Annotated in this window: 17 protein-coding genes, 1 tRNA gene and 3 pseudogenes; 10 read left to right on the forward strand and 11 right to left on the reverse strand. The window is 62.5% G+C overall.

The genetic code is table 11. The features are described from left to right. Positions 1 to 4: 4 nt before the first annotated feature. Positions 5 to 1,321 carry a c-type cytochrome gene (locus QJT78_RS15045; protein ID WP_080587000.1) on the reverse strand — a complete coding sequence of 439 codons (1,317 nt, stop codon included), beginning with the start codon at positions 1,319 to 1,321 and terminating at the stop codon, positions 5 to 7. A gap of 167 nt (positions 1,322 to 1,488) precedes the next feature. On the opposite strand from QJT78_RS15045, the gene QJT78_RS15050 reads away from it, so the two are divergent. The 3 genes from QJT78_RS15050 (at position 1,489) to QJT78_RS15060 (ending at position 2,555) form a co-directional block, all read left to right on the forward strand. Further along, the gene (locus QJT78_RS15050) at positions 1,489 to 1,725 is read left to right on the forward strand and encodes a hypothetical protein (RefSeq protein ID WP_028149869.1); all 237 of its coding nucleotides are present in this window, start codon (positions 1,489 to 1,491) and stop codon (positions 1,723 to 1,725) included. Positions 1,726 to 1,824: 99 nt separating this feature from the next. After that, positions 1,825 to 1,947 carry a hypothetical protein gene (locus tag QJT78_RS15055; RefSeq protein WP_264653549.1) on the forward strand — a complete coding sequence of 41 codons (123 nt, stop codon included), beginning with the start codon at positions 1,825 to 1,827 and terminating at the stop codon, positions 1,945 to 1,947. A gap of 353 nt (positions 1,948 to 2,300) precedes the next feature. Next, on the forward strand, positions 2,301 to 2,555 hold the full coding sequence (locus QJT78_RS15060; RefSeq protein WP_038942334.1) for a hypothetical protein: 255 nt from the start codon (positions 2,301 to 2,303) through the stop codon (positions 2,553 to 2,555). A 255-nt stretch (positions 2,556 to 2,810) separates the two neighbouring features. Here QJT78_RS15060 and QJT78_RS15065 read toward each other — a convergent pair whose 3' ends face one another. Genes QJT78_RS15065 through QJT78_RS15085 form a run of 5 tightly spaced genes read right to left on the reverse strand, consistent with a single transcriptional unit; the run spans position 2,811 to position 4,287 of the window. Beyond that, positions 2,811 to 3,158, reverse strand: a complete 348-nt coding sequence (locus QJT78_RS15065) for a hypothetical protein (protein WP_155257823.1) — start codon at positions 3,156 to 3,158, stop codon at positions 2,811 to 2,813. 21 nt (positions 3,159 to 3,179) lie between these two features. Then, positions 3,180 to 3,353 (reverse strand): hypothetical protein, encoded by a 174-nt coding sequence (locus tag QJT78_RS15070; protein WP_155257824.1) that lies wholly within the window; start codon positions 3,351 to 3,353, stop codon positions 3,180 to 3,182. Between the two features lie 15 nt (positions 3,354 to 3,368). Further along, entirely contained in the window at positions 3,369 to 3,587 is a 219-nt protein-coding gene (locus QJT78_RS15075; RefSeq protein ID WP_038953015.1) for a hypothetical protein, read from the reverse strand. After that, positions 3,584 to 3,880, reverse strand: a complete 297-nt coding sequence (locus QJT78_RS15080; protein WP_028149871.1) for a hypothetical protein — start codon at positions 3,878 to 3,880, stop codon at positions 3,584 to 3,586. The genes QJT78_RS15075 and QJT78_RS15080 overlap by 4 nt, the downstream gene beginning before the upstream one ends. Then, complete coding sequence (locus QJT78_RS15085; RefSeq protein WP_038942335.1) at positions 3,877 to 4,287, reverse strand: hypothetical protein; 411 nt, start codon at positions 4,285 to 4,287, stop codon at positions 3,877 to 3,879. The genes QJT78_RS15080 and QJT78_RS15085 overlap by 4 nt, the downstream gene beginning before the upstream one ends. Positions 4,288 to 4,397: 110 nt before the next feature. Between QJT78_RS15085 and QJT78_RS15090 the strand changes: the two genes are divergently transcribed. Next, positions 4,398 to 5,363 (forward strand): hypothetical protein, encoded by a 966-nt coding sequence (locus QJT78_RS15090; protein ID WP_038942336.1) that lies wholly within the window; start codon positions 4,398 to 4,400, stop codon positions 5,361 to 5,363. A gap of 289 nt (positions 5,364 to 5,652) precedes the next feature. Here QJT78_RS15090 and QJT78_RS15095 read toward each other — a convergent pair. Both QJT78_RS15095 and QJT78_RS15100 read right to left on the reverse strand, forming a co-directional pair. Further along, positions 5,653 to 5,726: transfer RNA gene (locus QJT78_RS15095), tRNA-Gly, on the reverse strand. Between the two features lie 332 nt (positions 5,727 to 6,058). Beyond that, a pseudogene (locus QJT78_RS15100) lies at positions 6,059 to 8,451 on the reverse strand (ATP-binding protein). A 317-nt stretch (positions 8,452 to 8,768) separates the two neighbouring features. Here QJT78_RS15100 and QJT78_RS15105 point away from each other — a divergent pair. Beyond that, a pseudogene (locus QJT78_RS15105) lies at positions 8,769 to 9,481 on the forward strand (transporter substrate-binding domain-containing protein). Here the strand turns inward: QJT78_RS15105 and QJT78_RS15110 are convergent. Then, the gene (locus QJT78_RS15110) at positions 9,456 to 9,695 is read right to left on the reverse strand and encodes a hypothetical protein (protein WP_049807464.1); all 240 of its coding nucleotides are present in this window, start codon (positions 9,693 to 9,695) and stop codon (positions 9,456 to 9,458) included. The pseudogene QJT78_RS15105 and the gene QJT78_RS15110 sit on opposite strands and share 26 nt — an antisense overlap. Positions 9,696 to 9,721: 26 nt before the next feature. Then, on the reverse strand, positions 9,722 to 9,931 hold the full coding sequence (locus tag QJT78_RS15115) for a hypothetical protein (protein ID WP_014494462.1): 210 nt from the start codon (positions 9,929 to 9,931) through the stop codon (positions 9,722 to 9,724). Positions 9,932 to 10,098: 167 nt separating this feature from the next. Between QJT78_RS15115 and QJT78_RS15120 the strand changes: the two genes are divergently transcribed. Then, entirely contained in the window at positions 10,099 to 10,479 is a 381-nt protein-coding gene (locus QJT78_RS15120) for a YciI family protein (RefSeq protein WP_028149876.1), read from the forward strand. A 9-nt stretch (positions 10,480 to 10,488) separates the two neighbouring features. On the opposite strand, the pseudogene QJT78_RS15125 reads toward QJT78_RS15120, so the two are convergent. Continuing rightward, a pseudogene (locus QJT78_RS15125) lies at positions 10,489 to 11,044 on the reverse strand (TMEM175 family protein). A 128-nt stretch (positions 11,045 to 11,172) separates the two neighbouring features. Here QJT78_RS15125 and QJT78_RS15130 point away from each other — a divergent pair. The 4 genes from QJT78_RS15130 (at position 11,173) to QJT78_RS15145 (ending at position 16,705) form a co-directional block, all read left to right on the forward strand. Next, complete coding sequence (locus QJT78_RS15130) at positions 11,173 to 13,230, forward strand: ATP-dependent helicase (RefSeq protein WP_038942339.1); 2,058 nt, start codon at positions 11,173 to 11,175, stop codon at positions 13,228 to 13,230. 113 nt (positions 13,231 to 13,343) lie between these two features. After that, positions 13,344 to 14,267 carry a LysR substrate-binding domain-containing protein gene (locus QJT78_RS15135; RefSeq protein WP_049807468.1) on the forward strand — a complete coding sequence of 308 codons (924 nt, stop codon included), beginning with the start codon at positions 13,344 to 13,346 and terminating at the stop codon, positions 14,265 to 14,267. Between the two features lie 257 nt (positions 14,268 to 14,524). Continuing rightward, the gene (locus tag QJT78_RS15140) at positions 14,525 to 15,595 is read left to right on the forward strand and encodes an ABC transporter ATP-binding protein (protein ID WP_202801338.1); all 1,071 of its coding nucleotides are present in this window, start codon (positions 14,525 to 14,527) and stop codon (positions 15,593 to 15,595) included. Positions 15,596 to 15,640: 45 nt separating this feature from the next. Then, positions 15,641 to 16,705 (forward strand): ABC transporter substrate-binding protein, encoded by a 1,065-nt coding sequence (locus QJT78_RS15145; RefSeq protein WP_049807469.1) that lies wholly within the window; start codon positions 15,641 to 15,643, stop codon positions 16,703 to 16,705. The last annotated feature ends 68 nt before the right edge of the window (positions 16,706 to 16,773 follow it).

Below are 16,773 nucleotides of genomic sequence, written 5' to 3' on the forward strand. Positions count from 1 at the left end.
GCTCTCATTGCAAGGTCGCCCGAGCCAGGAAGTCCGTTAGCGCACGGCGGTCTTCGGCCGAGCCGATACGCTGCTCCGGCATCTTCGTTCCCGGCGTGTAGGCATTGGGGCCCACTTCAAACATCTTTGCGAGGGTCTCGGGCGTCCAAATAATATCCATCTTCTTGAGAGCCTCGGAAAACCGATAGCCGGGAAGTGAAGCCATCTTCCGACCGAACAATCCGGCAAGCGTCGGCCCCGCGCGTTGTACCCCCTTCGCCGAGAGCGTGTGACAGGCAACGCAGGCGCGAAAGACCTCGGCACCATGGTCTCCCGCATAGGCGGCGAGCGAATCCACTGGCGTCCCGAACTGGTTCGAGCCGACCGGCTCTCCGTTCTGCACATTCCATCGCCGGATCTTCCCCTCCGCGCCTCCGGTCACGAGCGTCGTGGCATCATGGAGGAAGACGAGTGACCAGACCGGGGAACCGGGGACCACGAATGTCCGCAGTACACTCCGGGACTTGCGTTCGACAATGGTGACCGTGCCGTCGATGCCTGCGGCGGCGATCAGTGCCTCATCATCGGAAAGCGCCAAGGCAACGATCGGTTTCGAGCCTGCCGCCATCTCACCGGACAGCTTTCCATCCGTCGTCAGCATACGCAGCTTGCCATCCGATCCGCCGGCGACGATCTCGCCATCGGGCGCGACCGTGACCGCGTTCAACGGCGCGGGCAACGTCACCACTTCGGGCTGACCGTCAGGTAGGCGCCAGATGCGCAACGCAAGATCATAGCCGACGCTTACGAGTGACATGCCGTCTGGCGCGAACGCGACACCGTTCACATTCTGTTGGTGACCTTCAAGCACGCGGGCCGCACCATCCGTCAGTGACCAGAGTCGCACGCTGTGATCCCAGGAGGCCGAGGCGAGCTTTGATCCGTCCGGCGAGACCGCCAGCGCGACGACCGGACCGGAATGCCCTTCCAGGAGGAGGTCGGGCTGCTGCTGGCCTGCGGTCCAGACCGCGATCCGCGCGTCGGCACCGGCGGTTACCATCCGACCGTCCTTCAGGAAGGCGACCGCATCAACGGCATCAGCATGATACCGCAGCACCTCAGTGGCCGTGTCACTCTTCAGCGACCAGTGAATGGCGGCGGTGTCGAAGCTCCCTGACAGCAGACTGTCACCGTCCGGCGAAACCGCGAGTGCCCGGATGGGTCCGCCGTGACCTGCCAGCTGCGCCTGCGACGCTGACGCAACAAAAACAGTCGCCAAGAAGGCGGCCGCAGCCCATGCGCCGGACGCCCGTGCGATCGATCTTTGCCGGCCCTGGTCCATGGTCTCGAGAATGCCCGACAGGATAACCAAGATAAATGTCCGCGGCGATTACGCCTATTGTGTGCGCTGCATCAGGACTCATTCAGACATTCTTCGCTTGAATGCCGGCGGCGCGAGTCCTAGCCTTTTCACGTTACGTCTTTGCTCGTCGCGTCAAGGAAGACGACATGCAGGGGCGATCGAGACCATTGCTGCGGATGATCGCGCGGCTATGCGCCGCTCGCGCGTTCATGACCGCGCCAGATTCGGCCGCGCGAGAAGCTTCGCCTCTCCTGGTCTTCACAACGATTGTGCTCGCGCTGCTGCTTGCAATCCTGGAAGTGGACCTGCACAGCGCCGACCTTGAGTCCTGGGGGTTGATGGGCGATTCGTTTTCGGCTGCCCCGATCTTTAAAGGTCCTTAAGCCGGTCGAACTGGGGCGAACTTTGAATCGATCGTCGGAGGTGCTCGCGACAGGCCACATCGTAAGATACGCGCCGCCTTTGAAGAATGGAGTTTGCAGATGAAGGCTTTCCTGCTCGGCTGCGCAGCAGCCATCGTGATCGCAATTGCAGCAATGGCTATCTTGAACCAAGTGCAGGAACCCGTCGACCAGGCGTTCGCGACAACCGGTGTCCGTCTCTAAGAGGGTCCGCCCTGCGCGCGAAGACCGCGATCAGCTCCCTAAGTCGTACGCGAGCACCCTACCCTTGCGACACAACTCTCCAAGCCGCCCAGGCGGGCCTTGCGGTGATAGCTCAAGTTTCGGCCCCCCAGTGCGAGATGGCATTTACGTAAGTTAACGGCCGACACTGGGGGTCAAATACGGACAGAACCGATGCCGAGGTCTCGCCGGCCGCTTTTATGAGTACACGCCCTCGGTGGTCTGCCTGCCGAGGGCTGCACCTTAAGTAGATTTGATATCGCCAGCTCCAGCGCGAAACCGACATCTTCGCAACCTTCGATGTGTCGCACTACAGGCCACAAGACAAGTCGGACATGGTCAGGATCGTCGACGAGAAAACTCGCGCCGAAGGCTGGGTGCCGCTCTTCGACGATGACGGGGCAGCCCTCTATCCTGAGCTGACGAGCGAACTCGACGCAATCAAACGGGAGCGGATCGGTGGGTTGATGTTGGTCCGTGATTGGGGCCGCCGCCTGCCCTGGCTGACATGGCCAAAGCCCAACAACAGCGTGCTTGTCCGAACGGAAACGGAGACTGATATAAGTAACTGGAATCATTGGAGCGGGTGAAGGGAATCGAACCCTCGTATTCAGCTTGGAAGTCAAAACCATATCTAGCACGCAAAATCACCGAAGTTCACCAAACAGCGTAAAACAAGCACTTTCCTGTATTCCAGACTTCACGCCAGATCCTCCAAAACACCCCCAAATCACTGGCTATTGCGCCCGAGGAGCGCCCTGAAAAACGGAACTTTTGGCGGCGCCAGCCAATAAAAAAAGCGCCGTGTCAACCGGCGCCTCGCACTCTATCAGCCGTTTTAGGTTCTATGCAGCAGGAACCTGTCCGACTACACGCACTGACAATTTCGCATTCCAGTTCTTGTTGAAATCGCGCATCGCCAATTCGACGCTGTCGCCGAAACCAGCAATACCATCTTGCAGGTTTTCACCGTACAAAGCACACCACTGATTGCCATCAACGCTGAGCTTTGGTCGGTATAGAACACTGGGGTCTACGTAATATGCCAATGCATTCTCTACAGCTAAGCGGCATGAATGAACTTGATCCCCTATGCCGGCATCACGAACTGCACTTTCCACAGCACTTCCGATATCCCCGCCACTGATTTTGCTACGAACGGCATCATAAACTGCTTGGTAGGTATCACTCATTTTATTGTCCTTTCGATATTTTCAGTCGACCCCGGCCACGGCCTGCAGCTTCGCCAAATCCCGCTCCGCCCTCGCCCGGTCCTGGTCGTCCTCAGCCTCCTCCACCCGCTCCTTGAAGATCAGGACCAGCTTGTCGTGCAGCGGCATCTTGTTGTTGCTGCCGTCGGGGGTGGAGGATTTTAGGAAGAGGATCATGGGGCAAGGATATGGTCACGACGCCGTCCTCCGGCCGATCTCGGCGACAATTGCTTTTGCCCATTTCAGGCGAGCCTTTGCATATACGCGTTCCTTCCAGTCGCCTCGGGGGAATTCGCCGTATGCGGATCTCTCGCCAAGGTAGTTGCGCACATCTTCGGGACAGAAACGAGGTAGGTCTAGCTCGTCGTGTGGAGCACTGACCGCCAACTCCAGAAGTTCGCGGTCGTTCATGACGTGCTCCGACCGATCTCGGCGGCGGCGCGCAGCACGGCATGCTCCTCATCACCGCAGTCGCCGCCCCACCACTCCTGGATCAAGTCGCCATTAATCTGGCGCTTGTAGATGGTACATTCCTTGAAGCAAATCGACATGCCGAGATCGCGTATCAGCCGGTAGCGGTCGCCGTCGTCAGTAAGTGGATCCCACGGCTGGTTGGCGTCACGCCCGCCGAGATAATTGTAGCGCAGATTCAGACCGATGGCCTTCGCTGCCAGCTCCAGCAGTTCGCGGTCGGTGGTCATCATGCACCTCCTTGCAGGAAGTTATGCAGGCGGTCAGCCAGATTACGCTTCGGCTCGCTCATGCCGGCCATGCCTAGGCTTTGCAGATAGATAGTGCAGGCCTCGTTGTGTTCGTCGACCTCACTCAGCAGCGACCGGGCAGCCTTCAGCCGGCGTACCAGCTCCAGCACCACGGCCGGCGAAGCGGCGGCGATGAGGCGGGCGTTAGCTTCGGCACGCGACTCCGTTGTTTCCCCACAGGAGCCTAGCCGCTCAGCCCAAGTCAGCGGGATGCCATCAATAGGGTTCAGAACGTTGCCTGGCCAAAGCACGTAATCTTTTCCCGCCATCAATGTGTCGCCGTTCCACTCCCACTGCCCCGGCGTCGCCGCCAGCGCCGCAGCCTCCAGCGCATCAATATCGATATCCATACACCTCCCTTGTGAGTGTTAAGTTGTTCGGTTGATTTCAGGTTGTATTGTAACTCAGATTTGAGCAATTCGTGTCGCGCTGACGCGACAAAAGCGATTGAGGGACAGGAATGCCGGTTTACGATCTGTATTCAAAACGGCGTGCTCGCGAATTGGGGCAAGCCACTGACGTTTTCACCTACGATGAAATTCCTGAAGGCCTTCGAACCCAAATCATCCACATCTGGGGAGACGCTATTGGTATCCCCTTTGTCACCCCTGGACCCGATGGCACGGGCCAGAAAATCCGATCAATTTACCAGCAGATCGTGAAAATTCTCCGGCGTGAATACCGGGTTTTCAATTTGCTGCAAACGAAACGCGATCCCAACGATGAGCAGTACGCTTTCGACGAACTGAAACAATGGTTCCTCAGCGAAAGCAACACTGATCGAGTTTTGGACGCAGTTGAAATTACTGCCAGAACAATCGAGCGGATTTGTTCGCGCAACGATTATATACCCCGTCGGCGGAACAGCGCTGAGATCTGTAAGGACGCAATTACAGAGTTGAACATTCGCTTCAAAGAGAGCGGCGTCGGCTACCAATACGCGGATGGAAGCATTATCCGCATCGATTCCCAACTGATTCACACTGAAGCGGTTATTCCCGCTCTGACTGTATTGCGAGATCCGGCCTTCAAGAACGCCCAAGAAGAATTCTTGGGCGCGTACGAGCACTTCCGGCACGGCAATAAAGAAGAGGCACTTGTCGACTGCTGCAAATGCTTCGAGAGCACGATGAAAGTGATCTGCACCAAACGAAACTGGCCCTACGATCCAAACAGGGCAACAGTTTCAGAGCTGGTTAGAATCCTTTTCGACAACGGTCTAATCCCTCCGTATTGGCAGACGCACATTGGAGGACTCAGGAGCATATTGGAGTCAGCAATTTCAACGCCGCGCAATAGACAAGGCGGTCATGGCGCAGGAGCAGCACCCGCCCCCGTCATTCCTGATGAGCTCATTTCCTACGTCTTACACATGACTGCTTCGACAGTTCTGTTTCTGGCTGAGTCTGAAAAGTCTCTTCCTTAGTTGAAGCAGTGATGCCGATGCGCGCGCTCATCATCGAATCAAAAACAGCCGCCTAATCTGTTGATGTAAGCACACGAACATCATCGCACTTCACGCAAACACTTTGAAAACAGGTCGATTCGGAATTCTGTAAACAAAACTGCGCGCAAGTTGTTGTTCGTGCAGTCGATTTAGAGTGCGCCCGAGGAGCGCCCTAAGAATGTCGTGGACAGTCTGATTTTGGACTCTTGACGACGATTCCACCCCGTGCAACTCATTGAATCGTAAGTGATTTTCGGGATGGGGAAATTGGAGCGGGTGAGCGGAATCGAACCGCCGTTCTCAGCTTGGAAGGCTGCTGCTCTACCATTGAGCTACACCCGCATTACTGGCTCCCTAACACGACCGGGCGGCAGTCTCAACTGCTCCGGACCGGTCTTTCCCGTGTTGCGGACAGGCCAGTTCCCGCCCCCGGGGCGCCTCTTAACGGCGGCGGGATTTCGTCCTATATTCAGAGTCCCGAAACCAAACGAAAGGAGGTGATCCAGTGTCTTATCTCAAGCGCTGTCACCTCGCTGGGATCGCCCGCTAGGCTTTGACGAAAGGCCCGGCATCGGGGCGCTCTCAGCCCTGGACCAGCGAGCAAGAAATCGGGCGCGACGGGGTCTCCCCGCCGCGCCTTTTTCGTGGGTGGCGCCCGCATGGATGAGCTCCGCTCAGGCCGGCGGCTCGCTTGCAAGCACCTCGCGGATCTTCTGCGACAGCTCCGATTTCCGGTACGGCTTCCTGAGCAGCGCCAGGCCGGGATCGAGATGTCCCTCGTGGACGATGGTGTCGTCGGTGTAGCCGGAGGTGTAGAGCACGCTCGCCCCCGGCCGACGGAGCCGGACGGCTTCGGCCAATTCCCGACCGTTCATGCCGCCGGGCATGATGATGTCCGTGAACAGGAGATCGAACTTGACGCCCTGGTCGACCAGCGCAAGCGCGGCTGCGCCGTCGCTGGCGGCGAGCGTGCGATAGCCGAGGGTGCCGAGCTGGGCGATGACATAGCCCTGCACCAGCGGATCGTCCTCGACGACGAGGATCGTCTCGTGCCCGCGTGCCGATGCGGGCGGCTGAACCGGCGCCGTCCTGGCCGGCGCCTCGCCCTCCGACCGCGGCAGGAACAGCCGCATCACCGTGCCGCGCCCCTCCTCGCTCTCGATGACGACGGTGCCGCCGGTCTGGCGGGCAAAGCCGTAGACCATGCTCAGCCCAAGCCCGGTGCCGCGGCCGACGCCCTTGGTGGTGAAGAACGGCTCGAACACCCGCTCGCGGATGTCGGCCGGGATGCCGTGACCGGTGTCGGCCACCGCGATCATCACGAAGGCGCCGTGCATGATGTCGCCGTCGCTGGCACCGCTGGTGCCGTCGAGCTCGCGGTTCGCGGTCTCCAGCGTGAGCCGGCCGCCGCCCGGCATCGCGTCACGCGCATTGACGGCGAGATTGACGATCGCGGACGAGAGCTGCGACGGATCTGCCATCGCGGACCAGGCGTCGTCCGCGAGCCGGGTCACGATCTCGATATGCTCGCCGAGGATCGGCTTGAGCAGCTTCGCGGTTTCGACCACGAGTGCGTTGACGTCGATGTCGCGGGGCTCGAGCGGCTGGCGGCGCGCGAAGGTCAGCAGCTGCGAGGTGATCTCGGCGCCGCGCGCCGCCGCATCGTCGATCAGCTGTGCGATCGCGGCGAACTCGGGCTTGTCCGCAAGCCCCTCCTGGATGATCTCGATGGTGCCGGTGATGACCGTGAGCACGTTGTTGAAGTCGTGAGCAACGCCGCCGGTGAGCTGACCGATCGCGTCCATCTTCTGGGATTGGCGCAGCCGTTCCTCGGCCTCGTGCTGCGCCGTGAGGTCGGTGGCCGACCCGCGATAGCCCATGAAGCGTCCATCCGCGGCGAAGATCGGCTGGCCGTTGACGTTGAAATGATGCATGCGGCCGGCAACGTCGCGCCCACGATATTCGAACTTCCGGAACGGCTCGTGGCGGTCCAGCGTCGCCACGTGCGCGCGCCATTTCTCAGGCTCGGCGTCGCGGTCGGAGGCGGCATCGACGCGGTGCTTGCCGACCAGCGCCTTGTTGTCCATGCCGAAGGCGCCGGCCCGGTCTGATACGTAGGTGAACCGATGATCCGGTCCGGTCTCCCAGAACCAGTCGGACGCGGTCTCGGCATAGTCGCGGAAGCGCTCTTCACTGGCACGCGCGTCCTCTTCGGCGCGCCGGCGGATATTCAGGTCGCGCTCGAGACTTGCGAGGCGCGCCCGAGCTTCGCGCACATCCCGTTGAAGGCGTCGATCACCTTGTCCAGCTCATCGGGATCGCGGGGCGGCCGGCGCTCGAGGTGCAAAGGCGGCGGCGGCCGCGACAGGCTGTATTGGCCGACGAACTCGGCGATGGCGGCCAGATGCCTCGTCACCAGCAGATGGAACATGTAGATGATGAACAGCGAGACGACAAAGGTCTTCGCGGCCTGGCTTGCCAGGATGATGAGGGCCCGGTTCAGCAATTGCTGATAGACCTCGGCCAGCGTCGCCTCGACATGGAGCACGCCGATCGGGCGTGACGTCCCCTGGACGCTGTAGTTCAGCGGATAGTCGCGTGTCACGGCTGAGCGGGTGCTCGGCTCGCCGACCGCGACACGGATCGGATTGGGACGATCGGCGATCTCGCGCACCTCGGCGGCGCGGATGTCGGGCAGCCGCAGGATGCCGTCGAGCTGGAGCTTGAGCTGGTTCTGGTCGAGATTCCACAGGCTCTCGCCGAGGCTGCCGGTCGTGCTGCGCCCGATCTCGTCGAGCCGCGTCTCGATGACGCCGAACTCGCGGTCGTAGTCGAGATAGAGCTGAAGCGCGGTCAGCATCAGCGTGACGATCGAGGAGAACAGCAGCACAGCGGCCAGCAGGCGCGGCCCGACGCCGCTGCGCGACCAGTTGAAGATCCGCGACAGCAGCGCTCCGATCATCCCTGGGGCAAATGCAGCGCCGATCCCGCTCAAATCCTGCTTCGCGGCGGCCGGGGGACCGGCGCGACTGCTGCGCTTGGAGTCCTCGTCGCCTGCGTTGCCCATGCACCACGTCCCCGGAATGGCGGCACCCTGCTCCGGACGGCGGGTCGCAGCCGCGAGCAATTCGACAATTGAAATTCTCTCATCACGCGACCTGCGTGGCGATCCTGCCGGCCCATGGGCGGCTTGGCGGGGTCTCATCTTGCGCCCAGCAGCAGGATTCTCGTGCAAACTATCACTTCGCGTACTGGAATGACATTGGTTAAAGTCCGCAGTCGCCTGCAAGACGGGCGAGCGGTGCGGCCGCCACACGGGTGCCCCCCGGTGGATCGCGGCCATCCGAATCCAATGGTAGCCATGCAGGGCAAAGGAGACGCGTCATGTGGCGGATCATCGTCGCCTGCCTGTCATTGCTCGCCGCCGGTCCGTCGCACGCGCAGGAGCTGATCCGGCTGGCGCGGATCGCCGACATCCCCGATCAATATGTCGGCGGCGAGATGCTGCGGGCCGTCTATGCCAAGCTGAATATCAAGCTGGAGTTCGAGGACGTCCCCGGCAAGCGCGCGCTGGCGCTGTCGAGCGCCGGCGAGGTCGATGGCGAGATCCAGCGGATCGGAACGCTCTCCAGCGACTACCCGACGCTGATTCAGGTGACGCCGGCGATCAACTACATCGAGCCGGCGGTCTTCGCGACGAAACTCCGTTTCGACGTCGCCGGCTGGAATTCGATCAGGGAGTACAGCATCGGAATCGTCCGCGGCGTCGGCTCCTCAGAGGCCGGGACACGCGGCATGGCCCGCGTCACCGCGACCACCAGCCTCGAGAACATGATCAGGATGCTCGACGCCGGCCGTTTCGAGGTGATGGTCACCGACCTCTTCAGTGGGCTCGTCGCCGTGGGAAACTCAACCGGCAGGCCAGGATTGTCCCGCTCTCGCCACCGCTGGAGCGCATCCACATCTACCATTATTTGCACGAACGCCATCGCGATCTGGTGCCGAAGGTCGGCAAGGTGATCGCGCAGATGGAAGCGAGCGGCGAGCTGGCCACGCTGCGCGAGGCGCTGGTCAGACAGGTCCTGAGCGCGCCGTGACGGCATCGGGTCGGCTCGCGCGAAGCCGCTCACGCAGGGCAACGGCGGCAATCAGCACGCCGACGCACCAGGCCATCACCGCCCGATGAGGCTCGTCGCCGAGCAGCACGGTGATGATGCTCGTCAGCAGGCACGTCGCGATTGCCTTTCGCGTCCGGCTCATCAGCGCAAGCAGGAACGGCATCGCCGCGATCGATATTTGCGGGACGTCCATGTCGAGAGACGGTGTCGCCAAGGGCTTCAGAAGCCACACACATTGAGCGCGCGCGGGCGTTTTCCGCGGCGGCTTTCGACGATCCGCTCGCCGCCATTCTCGGCCGAGCTGCCGTAATAGCGGTGGTGGCCGGACTGGTCGTGCAAATCCGCGGCTTCCGACTTTCCCGCCCGACGCGCGTCGCAGATGATCTTTATGGTCGACATGGCCGCCTCCGAAGTGTTCTTGGTGGCCATCAGTCGCCTCGGCTTTGGGCAGCGTTCACCTCCGAGGGCGGCAATCGGGTTTCAGGACGGTTTCGTCGCAACTTGCGCGACGCAATATGTTAGTCTCCGGGATTGTCGGTATCGGCGGCGCTCATACACCCTTCCGACTGCGAACTTGAAAAACAAATGAGGTGACGATGCTTTACGCCATCCTGGCCTACCACGTGGAAGACGAGATTTTGTCCTGGACGCCGGAGCAGGACGCCGCGGTCGTGGCCAAAGTGATCGAGGTTCAGGCGCCCTTGAGGGCAAGCGGACACCTTGGGCCGGCCGCCCGTCTGGATGACACCCGAAAGGCGCACACCTTGCGCGGCCCCGGCGCGGGCATGGTGCTGGACGGCCCGTTTGCCGAGACCAAGGAGCAGCTTCTCGGCTTCCATCTCGTCGACTACGATACCGATGAGGAAGCGATCGCGGCGGCGCGGAAGCTGCGCGAGGTCAACCCATCGGCGGTCTACGAAATCCGCCCGGTCAAGCTTTACGTGCCGGCCGACGGGTTCGGCGCGACAAAAGGGTGAGCCGCCGCCTCACGCGCCTGGCCCGGTCGGCGCGGCATAGAAGCGCTGGATCAGCAGCCCGCCAAAGGCGATGAACCACACGAAGGGCGCGACGTGCGGCGCGAAGGCCGCAACGATCGTGCCCGGAATGAACACCAGCAGCGGAAACATCGAGGCCATGATCTCGTGGCGCCAGCCGCCCAAAATCGTCCACCACAGCCAGGCATTGAGGCCGGCGATCGCGGTCAGATGCAGGCCGTAGAGCACGGCCGTTTGTCACCGGCAGCAGCACGATCGACAGCAGGAAGAACAGGTTGAGGATCACCATGCCGCGGCTGCCCACGGGCTGGCGCGCGAGCCGGCGGTGGTGGCTGATCCAGAACACGCCGGCGATGATGAAGCTGAGCGCGAGACCGGCGAGCTTGCCGGAATAGATATGGGCGAGATCGCTCCAGCTCGGCGCACTGGTGAACACCGCGGCCTTGGGCAGGTCGTAGGCGAGTAGCGTCATAGCGACACCAAAGATGGTGTTGCTGAGCGACTCCAGCCGCCGCATCTCGAACTGGTTGGGCTTGAGCTCAGTCATGCCGGTTGCGCGGTTCTCGGGCTGGAACTTCGGGCCGTCTTGTCCCTAGGTCTTAACATTGGTTCCGTCCAGCCGCATTGCGATTCGCGCCGGGATCGCCGACTCTCCCCCTTTCACCGGGGCGATTCGTGGCGACATATCTGGATACGCTCAATGCGGAGCAGCGCCGCGCCGTGGAGCATGGCGTCGCTGACGGCGCGACCGTGGGCGCTCCCCTGCTCGTCATTGCCGGGGCGGGCTCCGGCAAGACCAATACGCTCGCCCATCGCGTCGCGCACCTGATCGTCGCAGGCGCGGACCCACGACGCATCCTCCTGATGACGTTCTCCCGCCGCGCCGCGGCCGAGATGGCCGGCCGGGTTGAGCGCATCGCACGAAAGGTGCTGGGCGAGAACAATGCCGCGATCATGCGCGACGCCCTCACCTGGGCCGGCACGTTCCACGGCATCGGCGCGCGCCTCCTGCGCGAATATGCCGAGCGGATCGGCGTCGATCCAGCCTTCACCATCCACGACCGCGAGGATTCCGCCGACCTGATGAATCTGGTCCGGCACGAGCGCGGCCTGTCGAAGACCGAGAGCCGCTTTCCCGCCAAAGGCACCTGCCTGTCGATCTACTCGCGTTGCGTCAATGCCGAGATGGAGATCGAAAAAGTGCTCGGCCAGCACTATCCCTGGTGCGCGGGCTGGGCCGCCGAACTGAAGGGCCTGTTCGCGGCCTATGTCGAGGCCAAGCAGACCCAGCACGTGCTGGATTACGACGACCTGCTGCTCTACTGGTCGCAGATGATGAGCGATGCGCTGATCGCCGAAGAGATCGGCGGCCGCTTCGATCACGTGCTGGTCGACGAATATCAGGACACCAACCGCCTGCAATCCTCGATCCTGCTGGCGCTGAAGCCGGATGGACGCGGGCTGACCGTGGTCGGCGACGACGCGCAGTCGATCTATTCGTTCCGCGCCGCCACTGTTCGCAACATCCTGGATTTTCCGCAAAGCTTCTCCCCCCGTGCCGAGATGATCACGCTCGACCGCAACTACCGCTCGACGCAACCCGTGCTGGCGGCGGCCAACGGCGTCATCGGGCTTGCGCGCGAACGCTTCACCAAGAACCTGTGGACCGACCGCACCTCGTCGCAGAAGCCGCAGCTCGTCACCGTCCACGACGAGGCCGACCAGGCCCGCTACATCGTCGAGGAGGTGCTGGCCAACCGCGAGCAAGGCGCGCTGCTCAAGCATCAGGCGGTGCTGTTCCGCACGTCCTCGCATTCCGGTCCGCTGGAGATCGAGCTGACCCGCCGCAACATCCCCTTCGTCAAGTTCGGCGGACTGAAATTTCTCGATGCCGCGCACGTCAAGGACGTGCTGGCGCTGCTGCGCTTTGCCGAAAATCCGCGCGACCGCGTCGCCGGTTTCCGCATCCTGCACCTGTTGCCCGGCGTCGGCCCCGCCACCGCGCAGCGCGTGCTCGACCAGATGGCGGAGAGCACCGATCCGCTTGCCGCGCTCGGCCAGCTTGCGGTGCCGCCACGCAGCGGCGCTGACTGGACCGACTTCGTCCGCACGGTCGGAAATCTGCGTTACTCGGAATGGCCCGCCGATCTCGAGCGCGTGCGGCTCTGGTATGAGCCACATCTCGATCGCATCCACGAGGATTCCGAGACGCGCCGCGCCGATCTCATGCAGCTCGAGCAGATCGCGAGCGGCTATGCCTCGCGCGAAAAATTCCTGACCGAGCTCACGCTCGATCCGCCGGATGCGACCAGCGACAAATCAGGTCCTCCGCTCCGCGACGAGGACTATCTGATCCTCTCCACCATCCATTCGGCCAAGGGCCAGGAATGGAAGTCGGTGTTCGTGCTCAACGTCGTCGACGGCTGCATGCCGTCGGATCTCGGCGCCGGCACCTCGGCCGAGCTCGAGGAGGAACGCCGCCTGCTCTATGTCGCGATGACGCGCGCCAAGGACGATCTGCACCTCGTCGTGCCGCAGCGCTTCTTCACCCACGGCCAGCAAGCCAAGGGCGACCGCCACGTCTACGCCTCGCGCACCCGCTTCATCCCGGAATCCCTCGTCTATCTGTTCGAGCGCACCGCCTGGCCGAAGGCGGCTTCGGCTGCGGCCCGCGCGGCGGCGCAGGGCCCGAAGATCGATATCGGGGCGCGGATGCGGGGGATGTGGCGGTAGGCGGGTCCGAATCCCAGCACATCGATCCCTCGGATTGGCGCGGATCCTGCTTTCGCTGGTTGGTTTGGTGAGCTAGATCATCTGGAAAGAGGTGGCTTTTGCCAGAGGATCGCTTGTCACTGCGGCTTCCGTCGCTCAATGCCCTGAGAGCCTTCGAGGCTGTCGGCCGCACCGGCAGCATCAAGGCGGCAAGCGATGAATTGTCGGTGAGTCCGACCGTCGTCTCCCGACACATCCGCAAGCTCCAGCTCGACCTCAATGTCGCGCTGGTTGCGGCGCACGGACGCGGCTTGCTGCTGACGGCCGCGGGCGAAGCATTCCACGCCCGGGTCACCCGCGCCTTCGACATCCTGCGCCAGGCCAACGAAGATGTTCGTCCGGCCAGCCGCCGAACCCTGACGATCTGGTGCATTCCCGGCATCATCAATCAGCGCCTGCTCGCCCGTTTGCCCGCGCTCATGGCTAGCCTGCCGAGCTACGACATCGCCCTGTATCCAACGCTGTCGCGTGCGGACTTCACGCGCGGCGAGGCTGATGCCGAGATCGTTCACATGAACATGATGATCAGCCGCCCGAAGGTCAGGACCGAGCTGATCGCGGCGCCGAAGATTCATGCCGTCGCAAGCCCCGCGTTCAGGGCGCGCCATCCCGTCGTCACTCAGGCTTCCGATTTCCTGAACCTGCCGCTGATCCACGAAGCCTCGACGCTCTATTGGGAGCAATGGTTCGAAAATGCGGGGGTCACCGACCTGCCGATGTTGCGAGGACCGCACCTCTGGCATGCCCATTTGACGATCGAGGCCGCAAGACAGGGACAAGGCGTCGCACTCGCAAACGCGCTACTCGTCGAGGAGGACCTCGCCGCAGGCAGACTGGTCGATCTTAGCCCTCACCCCGTCAGTCTCGGCGGTTACTACTTCGTCGCTGTTGCCAGACGTTGGGGCGACCCCGAACTGGTGGTGCTGCGCCGCTGGTTGAAGGAAGCATTCCAGGGGGGCATCGCCAGGACAATCGATGCGACGGCTCGTTCTGAATAGGCCGCCTGTCCAGCGACAACGCCGACGCTCATCGTCGGCACACCGAACGCACTGATTGCAACCGTCGGCCACCGGCGGGTCAATCGTTCAAAAAACACACCATACAGATGCAAATTAGATGATTGTTGCGATTTTGGCTCTCGGCCAATCTGCAGGGATACACGGATCTCCGCACGTTCTGCCGCCGTAGCCAGAAGACGAGAATGACCATCAACAATTTCATAAGTGTGTCAGCTTCCGCAGGAGTTGATCACGATTTGAAGATCGAGAGGCTCGTCAAGTTCTACGGAGACTTCGCGGCGCTGAACGATGTGTCCCTCACGGTCAAGCGCGGAGAATTTCTGACGCTGCTGGGGCCCTCGGGCTCAGGCAAGACCACGCTGCTGATGTCCATCGCCGGCTTCGTCCAGCCCGATCGCGGCGACATCCTGCTGGGCGGACAGAGCATCCTGCGACTCCCTCCCGAGCAGCGGAATTTCGGTATGGTGTTCCAGGGCTACGCCCTGTTTCCGCACATGACCGTGTACGACAACGTCGCGTTCCCGCTGAAGGTGCGCAAACGGCCTGCCGCCGAGATCAAGAGCAAGGTCGATGCCGCCATCGATCTGGTGCAGCTGAGCTCGCAAGCCGGCCGCTATCCGCGCCAGCTCTCCGGCGGCCAGCAGCAACGCGTCGCGCTTGCCCGCGCGATGGTCTTCACGCCTCACCTGCTCCTGCTGGACGAGCCGCTGAGCGCACTCGACAAGAAGTTGCGCGCAGAGCTGCAGGACGAGCTGAAGCGATTGCACAAGCGGATCGGCCTGACCTTCATCTACGTCACCCATGACCAGGACGAAGCCCTGTCGATGTCCGACCGGATCGTGGTGATGCGAGACGGCAAGATGGTCCAGCAGGGATCGCCGACCGAGCTGTACGAGCGGCCCGCGACAAGCTTCGTCGCCAACTTTCTCGGCAAGAGCAATTTCCTCAAGGGCAGCGCGGACAGTCACGTGGCCGGCGGCTTCGTGCTGACCCATCAGGGCGTGCGGATCATCCAGGCGAGCGACGACTGCAATCGCCCGGCGATCGGCCAGCCCGTCGTGATCGCCCTGAGGCCGGAGAAGATCACCCTCGCCGGCAAAACCGGTCAACCCGACAATACGCTCAAAGGCGTCGTCTCCGAGTGGAGCTATCTGGGCTCGCAATTCCGGCTCGTGGTCGCCACGCCGGAATTCGGCGACGTCGTCGTGATGATGCCGACCTGGCGACATGGCGAGCCGCCGGTCGCCGGCGACGCCGTAACGATCGGTTGGGACCACAGCGCCGGGACGCTGGTCACCGATGCCTGAACTGCAGTGCCGCAACAGTCGAAACGAACGAATGGGGCTTCCGTCATGAACGAACGCAATTCAATTTTCACCCCGACCCGGCGCGCCCTCCTCAAGGGAGGCGCCGGCCTTCTCGCCGCTCCCGCAGTGCTCGCCGCCGGCGCTGCCCGCGCAGAGGCGCGCAAGGAGGTCGTCGTGGTCAATTACGGCGGCGCCGCCATGAAGGCTTTCGACGAAGCCTATGTGCAGCCCTTCGCCGCGCAGGGCGGCCGCATGGTGCTGGACGGCAGCGGCCCCCTCAACGGCAAGATCCTGACAATGGTCCAGTCGCGCAACGTCACCTGGGACATCTGCGATTGCGGCGTCACGACGCTGGCCGAGCTCGGGCCGCGCAACGCCCTGGAGAAGATCGACTACAGCATCGTCGACAAGAGCAAGGTCGCCACGGAGTTCGCCTACGAGAACGGCGTCGTGAACTACATGTTCTCCTCCGTGCTCGCCTGGGACACGGCCAAGGTCAAGGAGACGCCGACCCTCGCAGACTTCTTCGACCTGAAGAAATATCCCGGCCGCCGCATGGTCCGCAAGGATTCCCAGGCCATGCTCGAGCTGTGCCTGATCGCCGACGGTGTCCCGCTCGACCAGCTCTATCCGCTCGACGTCAAGCGCGCCTTCGCCAAGCTCGGAACCATCAAGAAGGATGTGCTCTACTGGAACAGCGGCGCCGAAAGCCAGAGCCTGATGCGGGACGGCGAATGCGTCATGGGCCTGTTGTGGCACACCCGCGCCAACGTCCTCAGAGCCGAGACCAATAACCGCATCGCCTACACCTTCAAGGACGGTCTTCTGCAGCCCGGCTTGTGGGTCGTGCCGAAGAACAATCCGGCCGGCGCCGAGGCCTTCCGCGCCATCGCCTCCATGCAGCAGCCGGAGGGGCAGGTGAAACTTCTGACTGCGATGGGCAACGGTCCCTCCAACCCGGCGGCCCAGTCCATGGTGCCGGAAGCGCTGCGCGCGACCAATCCGGCCGATCCCGCAAACGCAGCGGTTCAGGCCAGGATCAACGCGGCCTGGTACATCGAAAACCATTCCAAGACCTTCCAGGCCTATCTGGATTTCATCTCCTCCTGACGTCCGTTACCGGCGGCGTGGCGCTCCTCGGCGCCGCGCCGCCAAAACCTCGCCAAAACCGCGCAAAG

This window comes from Bradyrhizobium sp. Mp27, from assembly GCF_029953005.1.
In the GTDB taxonomy this organism is placed as follows: Bacteria; Pseudomonadota; Alphaproteobacteria; order Rhizobiales; family Xanthobacteraceae; genus Bradyrhizobium; species Bradyrhizobium barranii.